General features: G+C 39.8%; 17 protein-coding genes, 1 tRNA gene and 1 pseudogene. 15 read left to right on the forward strand and 4 right to left on the reverse strand.

Features of this window, described 5'->3' with window-relative positions; translation table 11 throughout:
* The first annotated feature begins 23 nt into the window (after nucleotides 1–23).
* Entirely contained in the window at nucleotides 24–1,301 is a 1,278-nt protein-coding gene (gene iscB, locus NSP_RS15515) for an RNA-guided endonuclease IscB (protein ID WP_006194169.1), read from the forward strand.
* A 136-nt stretch (nucleotides 1,302–1,437) separates the two neighbouring features.
* On the opposite strand, the gene NSP_RS15520 is transcribed toward iscB, so the two are convergent.
* Nucleotides 1,438–1,522 (reverse strand) — tRNA-Ser (locus tag NSP_RS15520).
* Nucleotides 1,523–1,955: 433 nt separating this feature from the next.
* A complete protein-coding gene (locus NSP_RS15525) occupies nucleotides 1,956–2,888 on the reverse strand; it encodes a TIGR04168 family protein (RefSeq protein ID WP_006198873.1) in 933 nt (310 codons plus the stop codon).
* Nucleotides 2,889–3,038: 150 nt separating this feature from the next.
* Between NSP_RS15525 and nadA the strand changes: the two genes are divergently transcribed.
* Nucleotides 3,039–4,013 carry a quinolinate synthase NadA gene (gene nadA / locus NSP_RS15530; RefSeq protein WP_006198874.1) on the forward strand — a complete coding sequence of 325 codons (975 nt, stop codon included), beginning with the start codon at nucleotides 3,039–3,041 and terminating at the stop codon, nucleotides 4,011–4,013.
* Nucleotides 4,014–4,142: 129 nt separating this feature from the next.
* Here nadA and NSP_RS15535 read toward each other — a convergent pair whose 3' ends face one another.
* A complete protein-coding gene (locus tag NSP_RS15535; protein ID WP_231859481.1) occupies nucleotides 4,143–4,451 on the reverse strand; it encodes a hypothetical protein in 309 nt (102 codons plus the stop codon).
* 439 nt (nucleotides 4,452–4,890) lie between these two features.
* Here NSP_RS15535 and phnC (NSP_RS15540) point away from each other — a divergent pair, with 439 nt between their 5' ends.
* The 13 genes and pseudogenes from phnC (NSP_RS15540) to NSP_RS15595 all read left to right on the forward strand — a co-directional run bounded on the left by phnC (NSP_RS15540) (nucleotide 4,891) and on the right by NSP_RS15595 (nucleotide 15,749).
* Complete coding sequence (gene phnC / locus NSP_RS15540) at nucleotides 4,891–5,703, forward strand: phosphonate ABC transporter ATP-binding protein (RefSeq protein WP_006198876.1); 813 nt, start codon at nucleotides 4,891–4,893, stop codon at nucleotides 5,701–5,703.
* A 66-nt stretch (nucleotides 5,704–5,769) separates the two neighbouring features.
* On the forward strand, nucleotides 5,770–6,699 hold the full coding sequence (phnD, locus tag NSP_RS15545; protein ID WP_006198877.1) for a phosphate/phosphite/phosphonate ABC transporter substrate-binding protein: 930 nt from the start codon (nucleotides 5,770–5,772) through the stop codon (nucleotides 6,697–6,699).
* A 110-nt stretch (nucleotides 6,700–6,809) separates the two neighbouring features.
* Nucleotides 6,810–7,619, forward strand: coding sequence for a phosphonate ABC transporter, permease protein PhnE (phnE, locus tag NSP_RS15550; RefSeq protein WP_006198878.1), 810 nt, complete (start codon nucleotides 6,810–6,812; stop codon nucleotides 7,617–7,619).
* A gap of 9 nt (nucleotides 7,620–7,628) precedes the next feature.
* On the forward strand, nucleotides 7,629–8,624 hold the full coding sequence (locus NSP_RS15555; protein WP_006198879.1) for a phosphonate dehydrogenase: 996 nt from the start codon (nucleotides 7,629–7,631) through the stop codon (nucleotides 8,622–8,624).
* Nucleotides 8,625–8,887: 263 nt separating this feature from the next.
* A complete protein-coding gene (locus NSP_RS15560; RefSeq protein WP_006198880.1) occupies nucleotides 8,888–9,763 on the forward strand; it encodes a LysR family transcriptional regulator in 876 nt (291 codons plus the stop codon).
* A gap of 141 nt (nucleotides 9,764–9,904) precedes the next feature.
* Nucleotides 9,905–10,555 (forward strand): class I SAM-dependent methyltransferase, encoded by a 651-nt coding sequence (locus NSP_RS15565; protein ID WP_006198881.1) that lies wholly within the window; start codon nucleotides 9,905–9,907, stop codon nucleotides 10,553–10,555.
* An 89-nt stretch (nucleotides 10,556–10,644) separates the two neighbouring features.
* A complete protein-coding gene (locus tag NSP_RS26030) occupies nucleotides 10,645–10,782 on the forward strand; it encodes a hypothetical protein (protein WP_158442630.1) in 138 nt (45 codons plus the stop codon).
* A gap of 62 nt (nucleotides 10,783–10,844) precedes the next feature.
* Nucleotides 10,845–11,057: pseudogene (locus NSP_RS26965) on the forward strand (IS4 family transposase); the annotation flags it as partial.
* A 122-nt stretch (nucleotides 11,058–11,179) separates the two neighbouring features.
* Nucleotides 11,180–11,965 (forward strand): phosphonate ABC transporter ATP-binding protein, encoded by a 786-nt coding sequence (gene phnC, locus NSP_RS15575; protein WP_082209969.1) that lies wholly within the window; start codon nucleotides 11,180–11,182, stop codon nucleotides 11,963–11,965.
* A gap of 322 nt (nucleotides 11,966–12,287) precedes the next feature.
* Nucleotides 12,288–13,289 (forward strand): phosphonate ABC transporter substrate-binding protein, encoded by a 1,002-nt coding sequence (phnD, locus tag NSP_RS15580; RefSeq protein WP_006198975.1) that lies wholly within the window; start codon nucleotides 12,288–12,290, stop codon nucleotides 13,287–13,289.
* Between the two features lie 74 nt (nucleotides 13,290–13,363).
* The gene (gene phnE / locus NSP_RS15585) at nucleotides 13,364–14,137 is read left to right on the forward strand and encodes a phosphonate ABC transporter, permease protein PhnE (RefSeq protein WP_006198976.1); all 774 of its coding nucleotides are present in this window, start codon (nucleotides 13,364–13,366) and stop codon (nucleotides 14,135–14,137) included.
* A gap of 266 nt (nucleotides 14,138–14,403) precedes the next feature.
* Entirely contained in the window at nucleotides 14,404–14,553 is a 150-nt protein-coding gene (locus tag NSP_RS15590; protein ID WP_269454102.1) for a phosphonate C-P lyase system protein PhnH, read from the forward strand.
* Nucleotides 14,550–15,749: an alpha-D-ribose 1-methylphosphonate 5-triphosphate diphosphatase gene (locus tag NSP_RS15595; protein WP_006198978.1), complete on the forward strand. Its 1,200-nt coding sequence runs from the start codon at nucleotides 14,550–14,552 to the stop codon at nucleotides 15,747–15,749. The genes NSP_RS15590 and NSP_RS15595 overlap by 4 nt, the downstream gene beginning before the upstream one ends.
* 512 nt (nucleotides 15,750–16,261) lie before the next feature.
* Here NSP_RS15595 and NSP_RS15600 read toward each other — a convergent pair.
* Nucleotides 16,262–16,972: an IS4 family transposase gene (locus tag NSP_RS15600; protein ID WP_006198979.1), complete on the reverse strand. Its 711-nt coding sequence runs from the start codon at nucleotides 16,970–16,972 to the stop codon at nucleotides 16,262–16,264.
* Nucleotides 16,973–17,087 lie beyond the last annotated feature (115 nt).

Consider the following 17,087-nt stretch of genomic DNA (forward strand, 5'->3'; position numbering starts at 1 on the left):
TACCCTGAAAAGGTGAAATTTAAATGTCTAATTTTGTTCTAGTTCTTGATACCAACAAAAAACCACTTACTCCAATTCATCCAGGAGATGCACGTTTTTTATTAAATCAACAAAAAGCTGCTGTATTTAGAAGATTTCCATTTACCATAATTTTGAAAGAACCTAAATCTGAAGTTCCAACTCAACCGATTGAATTAAAAATAGATCCAGGGAGTAAAACTACAGGTTTTGCGTTAGTTCAAAATAATAAAGTCATCTGGGGTATGGAATTACAACACAGAGGTTTAGCTATTAAAGAAAGCCTAGAAACTCGAAAAGGAGTAAGGCGAGGAAGACGTTCTAGACATACTCGTTATCGTCAAGCTAGATTTCTTAACCGCACTAAACCTCAAGGTTGGTTAGCACCTTCTTTAAGCCATAGAGTTTTAACTATTAACACTTGGGTTAAAAGATTATGTAATTTTGCCCCAATAACTGACATAGTTCAAGAGCTTGCTAGGTTTGACCTACAGCAGCTAGAAAACCCGGAGATATCAGGCTTTGAGTATCAACAGGGAGAGTTACAAGGGTATGAAGTCCGTGAATATCTTTTGAATAAATGGAATAGAAAATGTGCATACTGTACTGCGGAAAATGTCCCTTTACAAGTTGAGCATATTAAACCAAAAGCCAAAGGAGGAACTAATAGAATTTCTAATTTGTGTCTAGCTTGTGAGAAATGCAATATCAAAAAAGGTACTCAAGATATTGAGAAGTTTTTAGCAAAAAAGCCTGAGTTGTTGAAGCAAATTTTATCCCAAGCCAAGCGTCCACTAAAAGATGCGTCTGCTGTAAATTCAACGAGATGGGCTTTATTTAATAAGTTAAAAGAAACTGGATTACCTATAACAACAGGTTCAGGAGGTTTAACTAAGTTTAATAGAACTCGTTTAGGATTGCCTAAAACTCATTGGATTGATGCTGCTTGTGTAGGAAAAGTTGAAACTCTCAAAATACTGACAACAAAAATTTTAACAGTAAAAAGCACGGGGCATAGTTGCAGAAGATTCTGTAGGATCAATAAATTTGGTTTTCCTTGCACTGAGCCTAAAAAAATATTCACTCATGTTTCTACAGGAGATTTTGTTAAGGCTACTTTGCACAAAGATCGTAAAAACATAACTTCTGGAAAGTATGTAAGTCGTGTTAAAACTCCCACAAAAAACGGATGTGAGATTGTTATCAATGGTTTTAGAGTTGAATTTTCAACAATGAAAGATATTACTAAGGTTCATTGTAGTGACGGGTATAGCTACGTTTGACTACGGACAACTACAATTTTATGAGATTAAATGCAAAGACTGGTGTCATGTAGAACTTTTCGGGCATGAATATTAAGATTTATGATCTGCACTTGACCAAATGATTTTTATGCATTCATTTGCATAATTTATTCAACGGAGAGGGGGAGATTCGAACTCCCGGAGGTTTTAGCCTCATCCGATTTCAAGTCGGACGCAATCGACCACTCTGCCACCTCTCCAATAAAACTGTCGAGCTTTTAGTTAACCTACGACAATACAGCAGTATAGCGCCTTTGTCGAAAATTAACAAGCTGACAGATCATACTATATCTGCTATATAAAACCTAGACAAAACTAGACTTTACTTTCTACTTCAACGGGAGCATGGGAGCAGTTATCCCTCAGTAGACTTTCACGCCTTAGCCAGACGCGATTGTGTTCCAATTAAGTTTCTGAAAAAGACTACCACCATCATTGCTTGGTTTTCGCGTCGGCAATAGTCTCAATTCAATACTTGATATCACCGTATTATATATCAAGTAGTTGATTTTTTCCTAAAATATATATTGATTTTTGTCAATATAAGTATAGTTTTGTTTATGAAATTGTCAACTTAGGACTTGCTCATCATCTACGCAAATTGCACTACTAAAGGCAAATATCTAGGAGACACTAAGCGAAAGCCTCCGGTTGGCGTAGCGATCGCTCGTACAAAATTTCCTCTAAATTCACCTGGAAATTATGACCTATCCAAACTTGGGAGACTTGTGAAACCTCACCTGCTTCCAGGGAAACAATGGAAAAACTACGCAGCTTCTGGCCCTGATTTTCCAAAATCCTGGGTACAGTTGCCGCGTTCAAGTAAATTGTTCCCTCTGGACTTCTAAATACAGCTTTGCGCTGCACTTTTTTGGTGTGTCTGAGAGTGCGGTGCATATGACCAAATGTTACCAGAGGAATGGTTTTACCAGCCGTGAGGGTCTGAGAAATCGCCGCCCCCAGGTCAGGGTCGCCAAAGTCACCACCGATGGGATGCCAGTCCTTACCGCAGGGGTCTTCGGGGCGATCGCCTAAACCACTCGGACCATTGTGACCTAGAAAAATAATCGTTTCATGAGCCGCACTGTTGACAGCTTTCACGATCCGGTCGGCGGATTCTGCCATACTTGTCACACCATAACGTTCTGCCAAGATGTTCGCAAATTTCCACTCAGGACCGCCCCAGGTAAAGGGACGACCCCCCACCACAGTTAAATTCCAGGCGGGAAAATCCAGCTGACTGTAACCTACATGGGCAGCTCCTAATAAATCGAGTTGTTCCTGTACCCAATCTGACTTAGAACGGTCATAAGGACATTTCCTGCGTCCCCATTCCGTGGCAGTGTACCAGGCATCGTGGTTTCCCATGACTGCGGCTTTGGGAATGTCCAGGGAGGCGATCGCTCTGACCACATCCACCGATTCATTACCAAAATCGCCCACAAACAGCACTAAGTCCACACCCAGATGCTTGAGTGCCATGCCATCTTCTAATTCCCATTGGTCGTGAACATCTCCAACCACAGCAATCTTCAGGGTTATTGATTTCGTTTTTTGACTGGTCATGCCACTTTCCTTGCCGTCTATCTCCAGGATATGAAACTCCGTCGAATTTGGACACAAATGAGGGGACATCCACCCTCTCCTATTTTTGGTAAAAACTACTATAATTGAATCCACAGGAGAACAACTTGCAACTTAAAGCAACCCCTAACTGTGTTTACCACTGCACTACCTCAACCCAACCCAACCCAACCGGGTGGACTACCGCTAGATTTGTTTACTGCCATTGAGACTCTCAAAAAAGAACTCAACGCGGTAATTTTGGCGCATTATTATCAAGAACCGGATATTCAGGATATCGCCGACTTTATTGGGGATTCATTACAATTGGCCAAAGCCGCAGCCCAGACCAATGCAGATGTGATTGTCTTCGCTGGTGTTCACTTCATGGCAGAGACAGCAAAGATCCTGAATCCTGATAAATTGGTGCTTTTACCAGATTTAGATGCTGGTTGTTCTTTAGCGGACAGTTGTCCACCAGAAGCCTTTGCAGCTTTTAAAGCAGCGCATCCAGATCATTTGGTAATTTCATACATCAACTGCTCGGCCCAGATTAAAGCCATGAGCGATATCATCTGCACCAGTTCCAACGCTGTCAAGATTGTGCAACAAATACCACCCACACAGCCGATTATTTTTGCCCCGGATCGGAACTTGGGACGGTATGTCATGGAACAAACTGGACGAGATTTGCTGCTTTGGCAAGGTAGCTGTATTGTCCATGAAACTTTTTCTGAAAAGAAAATTGTGCGGTTAAAAATTACACACCCTGAAGCAGAGGCGATCGCTCACCCGGAATGTGAAAGTAGTGTATTACGCCATGCCAGTTTTATCGGCTCAACAGCCGCTTTACTCAAATATACTCAAAACAGCCCTACAAAAGAATTCATCGTGGCTACAGAGCCAGGTATCATTCACCAAATGCAAAAACTGGCTCCCGACAAGCACTTTATTCCTGCCCCACCATTGAATAACTGTGCTTGTAACGAATGTCCATTTATGCGATTAAATACACTGGAAAAATTATATTTAGCAATGAAAAATCGTACTCCTGAAATTACCATGTCAGAGGATATCCGCCTGGCCGCGCTGCGACCAATGCAACGGATGTTAGAGATGAGTGTTTAGATGAACTCAAAACTTGATGCTTTGTGACTACCTAACCTTATAAAATTGCCATAATTAAGAACCCCGCTTTGTTTGAAAAACCGGGGTTTTTGGTTGCCACGAATAGTTTTCAAAGCTATGACTAAAGTTTTAAACCCCGCTTAAACCAATTAAAAAACCTATCACAACAAAGAAAGCTGTCAAACATAGACCAACCGTTCCCCATGTCCTTTGGTTAGCTTTAAAAGCCTCAACACTAGACCATCTACGGCTTTTCCATGCCCATTCATTACCTTTAATTCCGAGGATAATTAACATCACAAAGCCTATATAAGGTATACAGCATAAAAGACCAATCCAAACCTTGTTACCAATACTCCAGAAACCTCCCAATAAAAAAGCTCCCCAATTCAATACCTTAGCCAAATTACGAGGGTGAGATGATAATGCTTCAACCATGAACTCCCGTTTCTTGCTAGGCTTGGCAAAAACAATCAGTCCTAAAAATTCCTTGAAGGTTTCCCACAAGGGTTTTTTAATGTATTGACGGTAGGATAAGGGTTTTAGATTCTAAACAACCTTTTTCTCGAAACGCTTATGTATGCTTGTTTTTGCCATTTTTGCCAAAAATTATCAAGGCTCTTATTTTGGCTAAGGTATTGTTAGAAATCACCTAATATCATTGGTTCGATGGGTCAGACTAGAGCATTCTGGCGATCGCTTTCTCAAACTCACTCAAACTGCTTTAGCCAATATTTTTGTTTTTAACCTAAAAGAACACAATTGTTAACCTAACCTTTGAATAAAAGTAATAACGTATTGTTATTCAACTGACGTTTTGATTACATTTTCAAATCAACTGCTTGTGGATTGTATAAGATAGAGGAATTTTTCTAGGATGATAATTCAGCTTGATCGCTTGAGTGTAACTTATCCTGGCGGAGTTCAAGCCCTCCAGTCGGTTTCTTTAAACTTTAACCCAGGAGAATTTACAGTCATCTTGGGAGCTTCTGGTTCAGGTAAATCAACGTTGCTACGGTGTTTAAATGGACTAATCCAACCAATGGCAGGGTCTATCACAGTAGAAGGTTGGCGCAAACTCAATGAACCCAAAGTATTGCATCAGCATCGCCAGCGCACAGGGATGATTTTTCAGCAGCACCAGTTAATTGGTAGACAAACTGCACTACAAAATGTGCTGACTGGTCGTTTAGCCTATCACTCAACTCTGAGGAGCTTTTTCCCATTACCCAAAGCTGACAAATATATAGCCTTGGAGTGTTTAGACAGAGTAGGACTGTTAAATAAAGCTTTAGCACGGGTAGATAATCTCAGTGGTGGTCAACAGCAACGGGTAGGTATTGCGCGTGCGTTGGCGCAGCAACCCCGGTTAATTCTGGCAGATGAGCCGGTTGCCAGCCTTGACCCTGCTAGTTCCCACAAGGTGATTTCTTTTCTACGTCAAATTTGTCAAGAAGATGGCATTGCGGCAATTATGAGTCTACACCAAGTAGATTTAGCTAAAACCTATGCAGACAGGATAATTGGTATATCTCAAGGTCATGTAGTTTTTGATGGTAATGCCGCAGATATTGAGGAGTCCGAACTTAATCGCATCTATGGCAACACCGAAAATATTCACCTAGATGATGCAGAAGAATTGACCGAGAAGGCATTTGGCAAAGCCTCTCATAGAGTAGGCAGAAGATAAGGTATTATTCCCAGCCCTCAATCCCTCAAGACTTTACATACTATTTGATATATCAGGAGAATCTTTATGGCGATCGCAATTCAAAAAAAATTCCTCACAGTTGTTGCTGTATTGGCCTTAGTTGGCTGTCAAGCATCTAACAACACTGCTACGAATGGTTCTGCTTCTCCTAGTGCTAATATCGCACCTGCGGTTGACCCTAGTGTATCTGACCCCGATACTTTAAAGGTAGCTCTTTTACCAGATGAAAATGCTTCAACCATCATCAAAAATAATCAGGGATTAGAAAAATATTTAGAAGAAAAGTTAGGTAAAGATATTGAATTAGTTGTCACCACTGACTATTCTTCCATGATCGAAGCGGCAAGTAATGGACGTTTAGAACTAGCTTACTTTGGACCACTTTCCTATGTTTTAGCTAAAACTAAAAGTAATATTGAACCCTTCGCAGCCTTAAAAAAAGACGGTGAGACCACCTATAAATCAGTGATTATTGCTAGTGTCAAAAGTGGTGTAAATTCTATTGAGCAAGCGGCAGGAAAAACAGTAGCATACGGTGATCAAGCTTCTACTTCTAGTCATTTAATTCCCAAATCAATGATTGCTGATAAGGGTTTACAACCGAAAAAAGATTATCAAGAAGCCTTCGTTGGTTCTCATGATGCAGTTGCTCTAGCAGTTCAAAATAACAATGCTCAAATTGGGGGCTTGAGTAAGCCTATTTTTGAATCTTTAATTGAGCGGAAAGTTATTGATAGTAACAAAGTCAAAGTGTTGGCAGAATCTCAACCATTTCCTCAATATCCTTGGACAATGCGCTCAGATTTGAAGCCAGAGCTAAAGGCAAAAATTACTTCAGCATTTGTTGAACTGAAGGATGAAGAAATCCTCAAAGCTTTTAAAGCAGATGGTTTTGATGCTATTACAGATCAAGATTATGATGTAGTTAGGGATTTAGGGAAAATCTTGAATTTGGATTTTGAAAAGTTAAATTAAATAGGGACTAATTTAACAAAAAAAATTGGCTTTTTCTGGGTTCAAAGATATGATTCTGAGATCACGTACTGCTTTTCCCCTTTTCCCTCCTACCTATTTAATCGAGTTTTATGACAACCAATAGTTATCAAAAATTTGAACCTCTGTTAAAACAACAAAGACAACAGAGATATAAGCATTTACTGCAAGTAGCTATTGTTGTAGTAATTGTGATGATATCTTTCTTCTTAGTTGGTCTTTTTGATTGGGAACGATTGGCTGAAGGTGTGCCTAGTGGGATAAATTTAATTGGCCAGATGCTACCGCCTGATTTTAGTTCGGCTATCAACTGGATTAAACCACTGTTTGACACCTTGGCTATGAGTGTTGCTGGAACTGCGATCGCAGTTGCTTTTTCTCTACCTTTATCACTACTAGCAGCTGGTAATACTACACCCCATCTGGTTGTGTTTCAGCTAGCACGTCTGATTCTCAATGGTTTACGGGCTGTGCCAGAACTGATTATGGGGATTATTTTAGTAGCTGCGGTGGGGTTTGGTGCATTGCCAGGAGCATTAGCAGTTGGGTTTCATTCGATTGGAATGGTGGGTAAGTTTTTTGCTGAGTATATCGAACACGTACACTCTGCACCAATCGAAGCAGCACAGGCATCTGGTGCAAACAAGATTCAGGTAATATATCACAGCATTTTACCGCAAGTTTTGCCGCAAATGCTAGATGTAACCTTATATCGTTGGGAATATAACTTTCGCGCTTCTACTATCATGGGTGCAGTCGGGGCAGGCGGTATAGGGTTTGAATTAATTGGTTCTTTACGTGTTCTTAGGTATGAAGAAGTATCAGCAATACTACTCATCATTTTGATGATGGTGATATTGGTAGATAGTTTCAGTGGCTATTTACGCAGACGGTTAGCTTGAGGAAATACCATGAAGCCAAAGGTTGTGATTACGAACTGGGTGCATCCAGAAGTGATTGAACTTCTTGAACCTAATTGTGAGGTGATTGCTAATCCCAATCAAGAATCTTTATCTCGTGAGGAAATTCTGCAACGGGCTAAAAATGCTGACGCATTGATGGTATTTATGCCAGACACCATTGATGAAGCTTTTTTGCGAGAGTGTCCCCAGCTAAAAGTGATTGGAGCTGCCCTCAAAGGCTATGATAATTTTGATATTGATGCCTGTACCCGTTGCGGTGTCTGGTTTACGATTGTGCCTTCTTTGTTGTCTGCACCAACTGCCGAAATTACCATTGGGTTATTAATTGGGTTATCACGACAGATGTTAACAGGCGATCGCCTGATTCGCACAGGTAAATTTGCAGGTTGGCGACCCCAACTTTACAGTCTAGGGCTAGCAAATCGTACCTTGGGAATTGTGGGTATGGGTGCATTAGGCAAAGCGATCGCTCAACGTCTGGCGGGTTTTGAGATGCGGTTACTTTACAGCGATCCGGTGGCTTTAACCCCAGAACAAGAGGCCATCGGGAATTTATCACGAGTACCTTTCGATACTTTGATTGAGTTAAGTGATTTTGTCGTGTTGGTAGTACCTCTGCAACCAGCAACCTTTCATTTAATCAACGTCAACACCTTAGCCAAAATGAAGCCAGGCAGCTTTTTAATTAACCCCGGTCGTGGTTCCGTGGTTGATGAGCAAGCTGTGTGTCAAGCTTTAGAGTCTGGACACTTAGCAGGCTACGCTGCCGACGTGTTTGAAATGGAAGATTGGTATCGTAGCGATCGCCCCCACACCATACCCCAGTCATTATTAGAAAACACCAATCAAACCTTTCTCACTCCCCATATTGGGTCTGCCGTTGATGATCTACGGCGGAACATTGCCCTAGAATCCGCCCAAAATATTCTGCAAGCCCTGCAAGGTCAAAAGCCACAGGGAGCAGTTAATTGTCTTAAGGACTAGTACCGCCGTGAAGTTAAAAATCAAAAAGCTTATTATAGAGGTTTGTCATTGATTTTGAACAGGACTTACGCAAAAACCCTCTCAAACCCTTATTCCTCTGTGTCCTCTGCGTCTGGTGTGGTTCGTTATTCCGTAATTTGTGCGTAAGTCCTATTGAATAGTCTGTTTATTTACGCCGACTTGTACTAGGGATTGGGAATAGGCAGAAAAATTGTTCCCTTTTTTTTCTCCTGATCTTCTTTGTCCCCCAGCCTCTTGCACATATGAACTTCGAGTACGTAGAAAGTTTTTTAGCCGTTGTCCACACAGGGAGTTTTCACCAAGCTGCCAAACATCTGGGAATTTCTCAACCTGCTGTCTCACAACACATTAAAAAGTTAGAAACATCTTTAAACACTCAACTGATTATCCGCGATCGCAAGGGTAATCAATTGACTCCTGCGGCACAGAAATTACTTCCCTATGCTGAAAGTCTAATTTTGGTGACACAAAGAGCAGTTTCAGCCCTAAAATCCACAGAATTGAGAATTGGGGCGAGTTCTAATATTGGTATCTACCTCTTACCCCCGTATTTAAAATATCATTTGGAACAGTATGGTAACTCCGATGAAGTTGATTTAGTAATTGATACTAATCCGGCGATCGCTAACCAGCTAGAAATTGGATTAGTAGATATAGCCTTGATGGAGTGGTGGGATAACCGTCCTGGGTTTACAGCGCAACTTTGGCAAAGTGAAGAACTTGTCTTCATAGTGCCACCGATTCATCCTTGGCGGAATTTGCCAAAAGTACCCAAAGCTCATCTAGAAAATATCGAAATGTTAGGTGGAGAAAGAGGCACAGGTACTGGGCGCTTGCTACAACAATTCTTTGGTGAGCAAGTTCACAAGATACGAATTTCCATGCAATTAGGTAGCACAGAAGCTGTCAAACGAGCTGTACAAGCAGGGTTAGGAGTTTCAATTGTGCTGTCAAAATCTGTTACTCAAGAGGTACAAGCAGGGTTACTACACGCCATTCCTATAGATGTAGATGGCAAAACCTTACGCAAAGAATTATTTGTCATCCGGCGCAGTAGCTTATCTGTTAATAGTCCAGTCCACCAATTTACTCAAATGTTGTTAAATGAATTAACCTGAACCTTAGATAATATTGTTACATTTTGATATATTCCCAGCTATTTGAAAAATTTATCTATAGCATTGTCAATGAAGTGCGGGTTGATACTACAGATATAACTCTATTATCTATTGATATCCATCATCCAACAAAAAATAGCTATGAGTGAAACAGTAATTCGCAAACAATATGACCAGATAGCAGATTTATATGACCAGCGTTGGAATACTTACATTGCCAAGACATTATCTATTTTTAAAATTTGGGCAGAGATTGCACCAGAAGCAACAGTGCTTGATATTGGCTGTGGAACAGGAGAGTTTGAGCAATTATTACTAACCGAAAATCCACAGCAAATGATGACTGGAGTAGACATTTCCGAAGCAATGCTCCTCGTAGCTAAACAGAAATGTCGTACTTATTCTCATGTCTCATTTCAGAATGCAAGTGTGTTAAATTTACCATTTGCAAATAATAGTTTTGATGTAATTGTATCTGCCAGTGCATTTCATTATTTTGATGACCCTAATGCTGCATTAATCGAAATAAGACGTGTTTTAAAACCAGAAGGTAAAGTATTTATTTTAGATTGGTGTAAAGATTATTTATCGTGTCAAATATGTGATTTTATATTGAAGTTCGTTGACCCTGCTTATAAGCAGTGTTACACTCAAAAAGAGTTACATAGTTTACTAACCTCTGCACAATTTGATATAGAGCGTACAACTAAATTTCGTTTTAGTCTTGTGTGGGGAATAATGATTGCTAAAGCTACGCCACAAACCAGGGTAAGCTCATCTAAATTGGTATAATAAGAACTTGAAAAATCAAAGAAGATAAGCATAAAGAACTGGAGCAAAAACGTACTTGACAACTGAGCAAAAGAAATGAGAAAACTTCAATGCTGTTGTCACCAATATTAGGAGTCAGGTTGATGTCACAAGGCTTTGAAACTAAATCTGCTGATGCTCCCAAAAATTCTAGTGGTCAGAGAAAGTCAACACAAGTGGCAGACATTGGCAGTATTCAACAGAGTTGAGTGGGACATTTTGCGGATATCAAAGACCCCAGAGTAGAGCGAACTAAAAAACATCAACTCACGGTTTATTTAATATTGCTGTTTATTGGAAGAGAAAATATCGAAAAAAAGGATCAAAATCACCTTGGTATATTTAAACGAGTCTGCAAAATCTTCAATAAACTTTATGTCTCTATATATGCCGATGGGGAATTGAGCAATTCTTCAAGGATTGTAAAATCGGTGGTTATAATCTAGAAGATACTAAAGTAAATAAGACTCGATTTTTAGCTTTAGATAAGGGGATGGGGAATTCCGCAAAAGAGGTTAAACATGAATTTATCCTTTGCTTAATTGTTTCTTAACCAAATAATGCTAATTTTATAAGTAGAGCAGGTGTTAAAGAACAACAAGTACAGTGACTATAAAAATTAGTAATCTTTCCAAGAGTTTTAAAGGTAAGACAGCACTAAAACACATATCATGCAAAATTAATGAAGGAGAAATGGTTACCCTTATAGGTGCATCTGGCTCAGGCAAATCTACACTTTTGCGGCACATAAATGGTTTACAGATTGGAGATGCCGGCACGGTTCATATTTTTGACACCGTTTTACAAAGCAAAGGAAAAGCATCTTCTAAAATTAGGTTTCTACGAAGCTACATAGGCTGTATATTTCAACAGTTTAATTTAGTCAATCGGCTGACAGTTCTAGAAAACGTTCTTATTGGTAACTTAGCAAGATTGTCTATTTTACGCTCAACATTACATTTATTTACTAAAGAAGAAAAACTTCGCGCTCTTGCTGTACTAGAACGAGTAGGCATTATTGAACACGCTTATAAACGGGCATCTCTGCTTTCTGGAGGACAACAGCAAAGAGTGGCGATCGCTCGCTGTTTAGTGCAAGGAGCGAAAATTATCCTGGCTGATGAACCCATTGCTTCCCTAGATCCTGAGTCGGCGCGTAAAGTCATGGAGTTACTTGTGCAGCTAAATCGCCAAAGCGGAATCACCGTAGTAACTTCCTTACATCAGATTCAAGTGTTGCATAGTTACTTTAATCGGGCGATCGCTCTCAGAGATGGAGAAATAATATTTGATGGTGCAACTTTAGAACTAGATGACAACAAGCTCAATCAAATTTACGGTACAGCAGTAGAAGAACTGGTGATGCGAGGACATGGCGAACTAATTCTATAATTCCCATCAAAATATGATAAAACTTATTAAAAGATGTTTCAAAAATGGTGGCTATATTTTGTAAAATCGATGAACTATTAACTGTCAATGCTCAATAGATACTACCCAGTATTGGCAATAATAATAGGACTTACGCATAATTTACGTTTTCTTGGCGTTCTTCTCCCTTGGCGCTAGCCTCTCCCTTTGGGAGAAGGGGAGACGCTACGCGAAGGCGACTTGGCGGTTAGATAAATCAAGATTTTTGGCAATTGTTGCGTAAGTCCTGAATAAATCAGATTTCCCATTTTTTTATTTCTATCCTATAACTGACACTTAACTAATGAACAGAAGATTATTTATTCAGCAAGCTTCTTTGTTTACTATGACTTTGGCAACTGCCAAGTTACTTTCAGCCTGTACTTCTAATACTGATAATAGTGCCGCAACCATTAAAGAAATTAACTTTGGTGTTCTGTCTACAGAATCTCAGTCCAATCAAAAACCTCTCTGGGAACCCTTCGCTGCTGCTATGTCTGAGGAAGTTGGGATTCCCATTAAACCCTTCTACGTTACACAGTATGCAGCATTGATAGAAGCCATGCGTTTTGGTAAAGTTCAAGCTGCTTGGTTAGGTGGGAAATCTTATATTCAAGCGTCAAAAGTCGCTGATGCAGAAGCTTTTGCTCAGGTTGTGAGTGCAGATGGTAGTAAAGGCTACTATTCGCATTTAATTACTAATAAAGATAATCCCATTGTTGCGTCAGCTAAAGCAGCAGGTGGGGATAAATACATAATTAACAATGCAGGTAAGCTGACTTTTGCTTTTAATGATCCTAATTCTACTTCTGGGTTTTTAGTTCCCAGTTACTATATTTTTACACAAAATAATGTTGACCCTAAGAAGGCTTTTAAACGGTTAATCTTTGCTGGTAGTCATGAAGCCTCAGCTTTGGCTGTAGCTAATAACCAGATAGATGTCGCTACTATCAGTAATGAAGCATTAAGTCGTTTAGAAAGAACCAACCCTACAGCCAGACAAAAAATTGCAATTATTTGGCAATCACCACTAATTCCCAGTGATCCAATTGTTTATCGTCGGGATTTACCAGCAGATATTAAAGAGAAATTACGCAACTTTTTCTATAATTATCAAGATGCTGAAGTGTTAGCACCGTTTGAAGTTTCTAGGTTTGTACAGGCTGAAGATAAAAATTGGCACACAATTCGAGAATTAGACATTGCTAAAAATATCCAAGAAATTCAAGCTCAAACAAATCTGAATGAATCAGAAAAACAGCAAAAGATAACAGAACTCAATCAGCAACTCCAAGAAATTCAATAAAATTAGATGGGAATTAGAACAAAGTGCCGTCACGAAATAAGATAATTACTAATGCATCTCCTACCGTAATAGCAATGTTAGAAAAAGAGGCAAAACTTCTGAACACTAAAAGAGTTTTGTTTCTTTTAGTGGTTGGTGCTGCATTGATTTTTTCTTCTCGTCAAAGTGAGTTAAATTTCCCTGTACTGCTACAACAAGGAGAGAATATGGTGGAATATGTAAATGCATATTTTCCGCCAGATTTTAGCGATTGGGATTATTATTTCTCAGAAACTGTCATTACTATCTCTATGGGAGTTTGGGGAACTTTAATGGCGGCAATTACAGCTGTTCCTCTATCTATCCTAGCATCTAATAATATGTGTCCAATTTGGGTTGTACAACCGACACGTCGAGTCTTAGATGCTATGCGTGCGATTAATGAAATCGTCTTTGCACTAATATTTGTAGTAGCTGTAGGTTTAGGGCCTTTTGCTGGTGTATTAGCCTTATTTGTGAATACTACCGGCGTTTTAGGTAAACTCTTTTCAGAAGCTGTAGAATCAATTGAGCCAGGCCCTGTAGAAGGAATTAGAGCCACTGGTGCAAGTCACATTCAAGAAGTTATTTATGGAGTGATTCCTCAAGTAATGCCTTTATGGACTTCTTTTACTCTCTATAGATTTGAGTCTAATGTCCGTTCTGCTTCTGTCTTGGGAATTGTCGGTGCTGGTGGTATTGGTGTTTCATTATACCAAAGCTTTGGTTCTTTTCAATACCAAAAAGTCTGTGCAATTCTGATTATTTTGGTCATTGCTACAGGTCTGATTGATTTACTTTCTGCCAAGGTGAGAAGGTGGCTCATCTAGATATTACATATTCCTTGTCCCAGGGGTTTTCTTCAGTCATTTTCAAAAAATAACTCCATGCGATCGCCCCGCAGTCCAGTTACACCATACTCAATGATATTACCTGTGTCATCAACGTTCACCGACTCCGCCAACAAGATGGGTTGATTGAGGGGTAATTTAGCGCCAAGGGAGAAGTCAAGAGGTTTCAGAGAGTTCTTGCGTAAGTCCTATTATAAAATCGATTTCTTCACAGATGATTGCTCACTAACCCGTGTCTGAAGGCGATGGGTTTGCACACATTCCACAGCGATTTTTATGTCAAATTCTGCATGGAGAATCATCAAGCCTATCCACAAGGGGTAGATGTATTTTTATTTACGGAAAATTCAGTAATGGGTCTACCACGCACAGCCAAAAGTGAGTTAAATCAGTGAAAACCAACCAAACTATTCTAGATTCATCAACACGAAACAACACAAAAATTGCTATCCAAGGAGTAAATGCACTAACTCCCAATGGGTGGTTAAAAGATGCTACGGTTCTCATTGAAAATGGGCAATTTACCAGCATTGATCAGGCAATTACTCCTGATGGATTTCATCTGGTAAATGCTCAAGGACTCCAGATGTTACCAGGGATTATTGACTTACACGGTGATGCTTTTGAAAGAATGATTTGTCCCCGCCCCGGAGTCAACTTTCCTCTACCAATAGCGATCGCAGATAATGACCGCAACCTCTTAGCATCAGGGATCACAACTTTTTATTGCTCCATCACCGACTCCTACGAACCAGGTTTACGTAGCCGAGAATCTGCTCGTAAGTTAATTGACTTCATCTTAGGGATAGGAAAACAAATTTTAAATTGCAACCATCGCATTCATATCAGACATGAAGAAGCGAATATCGCCGGACATCAAGAGTTGTGTGATTGGCTAGGATCTGGGTGCGTGCAGATTTTGTCGATCAACGACCACTTACCACCTCCAGGAAATCAAAAAAGATTTAGCCGATATCTCAACAGTGTGAAGCAAAGATCATCTATGTCCATAGAAGAAATCGAACAATTAATCACACAAGTAACAGAACGGCGACATGAAGGATACGCTCAACTAGAACAACTGGTGGATTTAGCCCACACCTACGGTATTTCTCTCGCTTCCCACGATGATGACACCCCGGAAAAGGTAGCACTCAGTGAACAACGCCAAGTAGCGATCGCCGAATTCCCCGCTAATGTAGACTTAGCTGCGAAATCTCGTGAATATGGTGCCGCTGTCCTCATGGGTGCGCCTAACTTAGTGCGTGGTGGCTCTCACCTGGGTTTGATGAGTGTAGCTGAAGCAGTTAAACATAATGTTCTTGATTGTCTTTGTTCAGATTACCATTATCCTTCCTTATTTTATGCGCCCTTCAAGTTAAAAGAGTTAGGGTTAATGTCTTTTGAACAAGCATGGTCATTAGTTTCCAGCCGACCAGCAGCATCTGTCAAAATTAGCGATCGCAAAGGTAAAATTGCTCCAGGTTTAGATGCTGATTTTCTGTTAGTAGCTCCTGACCATCCTTTACCATCTGCGATCGCATCTGTTTATGTAGTAGGAAAAGAAGTCGCTCGATATCATATCAGATAATTATGCAACCAATCATTGACAGCATTATTGATCTGTTCACCTAGAAAAGTTCTCAATTGTATGGTGCGGAAGCCGTTAGCTAGCTATTACTGTACGGCGGAATTCAAAAATCTTATCCTCTAGGCTTTTTATTGATTTGGAACCCACATTCCGCACCTTCAACTGTCACAAGCGGTAATTACTGAAATCAAAATGTAAATAAAGAATAAAATCAGACATTTGTAGGGAGAAAAGATTTTGAGCAGTCATTAATATGACAAAATGTCATCAGAATGTATTGTCAATAAGTAGCAATAAGAATGAGAGGTAAATTTATGATGATTTGATAGATAAACTTCTATGCTAAATCTCTAAATTAGCAATTTTATTAATAGCTGTCTAATAACCGCATAGTATTGTCAATAAGAACCGTTTTTTTTGAGAGGGTCTGTTACTTCAATCCCTCTGGGAGTAATACTTTTACCATTTTTGTCGCCCCCTCAAGTGCTGTACTTGAGGGGGCGACAAAGAAGTTAAAGAGGCTGCTGTATAAGCATCATAGCCATCACCCCCTGCTGATAAAATGCCTGCTTATTGCGAACGGCAGCCATCATTTCCAAGACCAAATCCTGACACCCATTCAGCGAAATTATCCAATTGTATCCGTATAAGCCTATCCAGAAAGCACTATGTCTTTTTCTGTTTCTGTTCAAATCACTTGGACGACAGACATAAGATTGTTGTCTAGAAAATTGAGTTTTTTGACCTTGTAACCATGCAGAAGTCATTGCTATAGCAATTAATAAAATCAGACGGACAAGCCTATCAGGAGAAGCTTGAGAACCTTCTAGATTATAGCCACCAGTTTTACAGTCTTTAAACATAGCCTCAATCCCAAAACGTTGACCATATATTTTGACAGTCGTTGATACATCTGTCAGATTAGTTGATAAATACCAAGGCTCTTTCTCTTGTTTGCCACGATATTTTCGTTTCCAATAAACTGCTAAATTACAACGACCAAACCCTTTATTTTGTGTGAGATTGACATCAGGATAAAATCGGCGGTCACCGGGAGAAAGTGGAATCGTATGTAGCGGTTGAAAATCTTGCCTTTTTTTCCGAAAAGTAGTGTCCTTTTTTTGTCGAAAAACATACTTTAAACCTTGACGGTGCAACCAACTGGCTAATTCAATCCCATGAAATTCTCTATCCCCAATCACCACTAATTGATAATGTTTCAAGAGCCGGATTACCGTAAGTGACGACGACGGCTATTTTGTTGTATTGGTAAAGGTATAGTAGCAGCCAATCTTTCTATTTTTACTTGTTTCTGACTTTGTAGCAACCATACCAGCA

It is taken from the genome of Nodularia spumigena CCY9414 (genome assembly GCF_000340565.2).
In the GTDB taxonomy this organism is placed as follows: Bacteria; Cyanobacteriota; Cyanobacteriia; order Cyanobacteriales; family Nostocaceae; genus Nodularia; species Nodularia spumigena.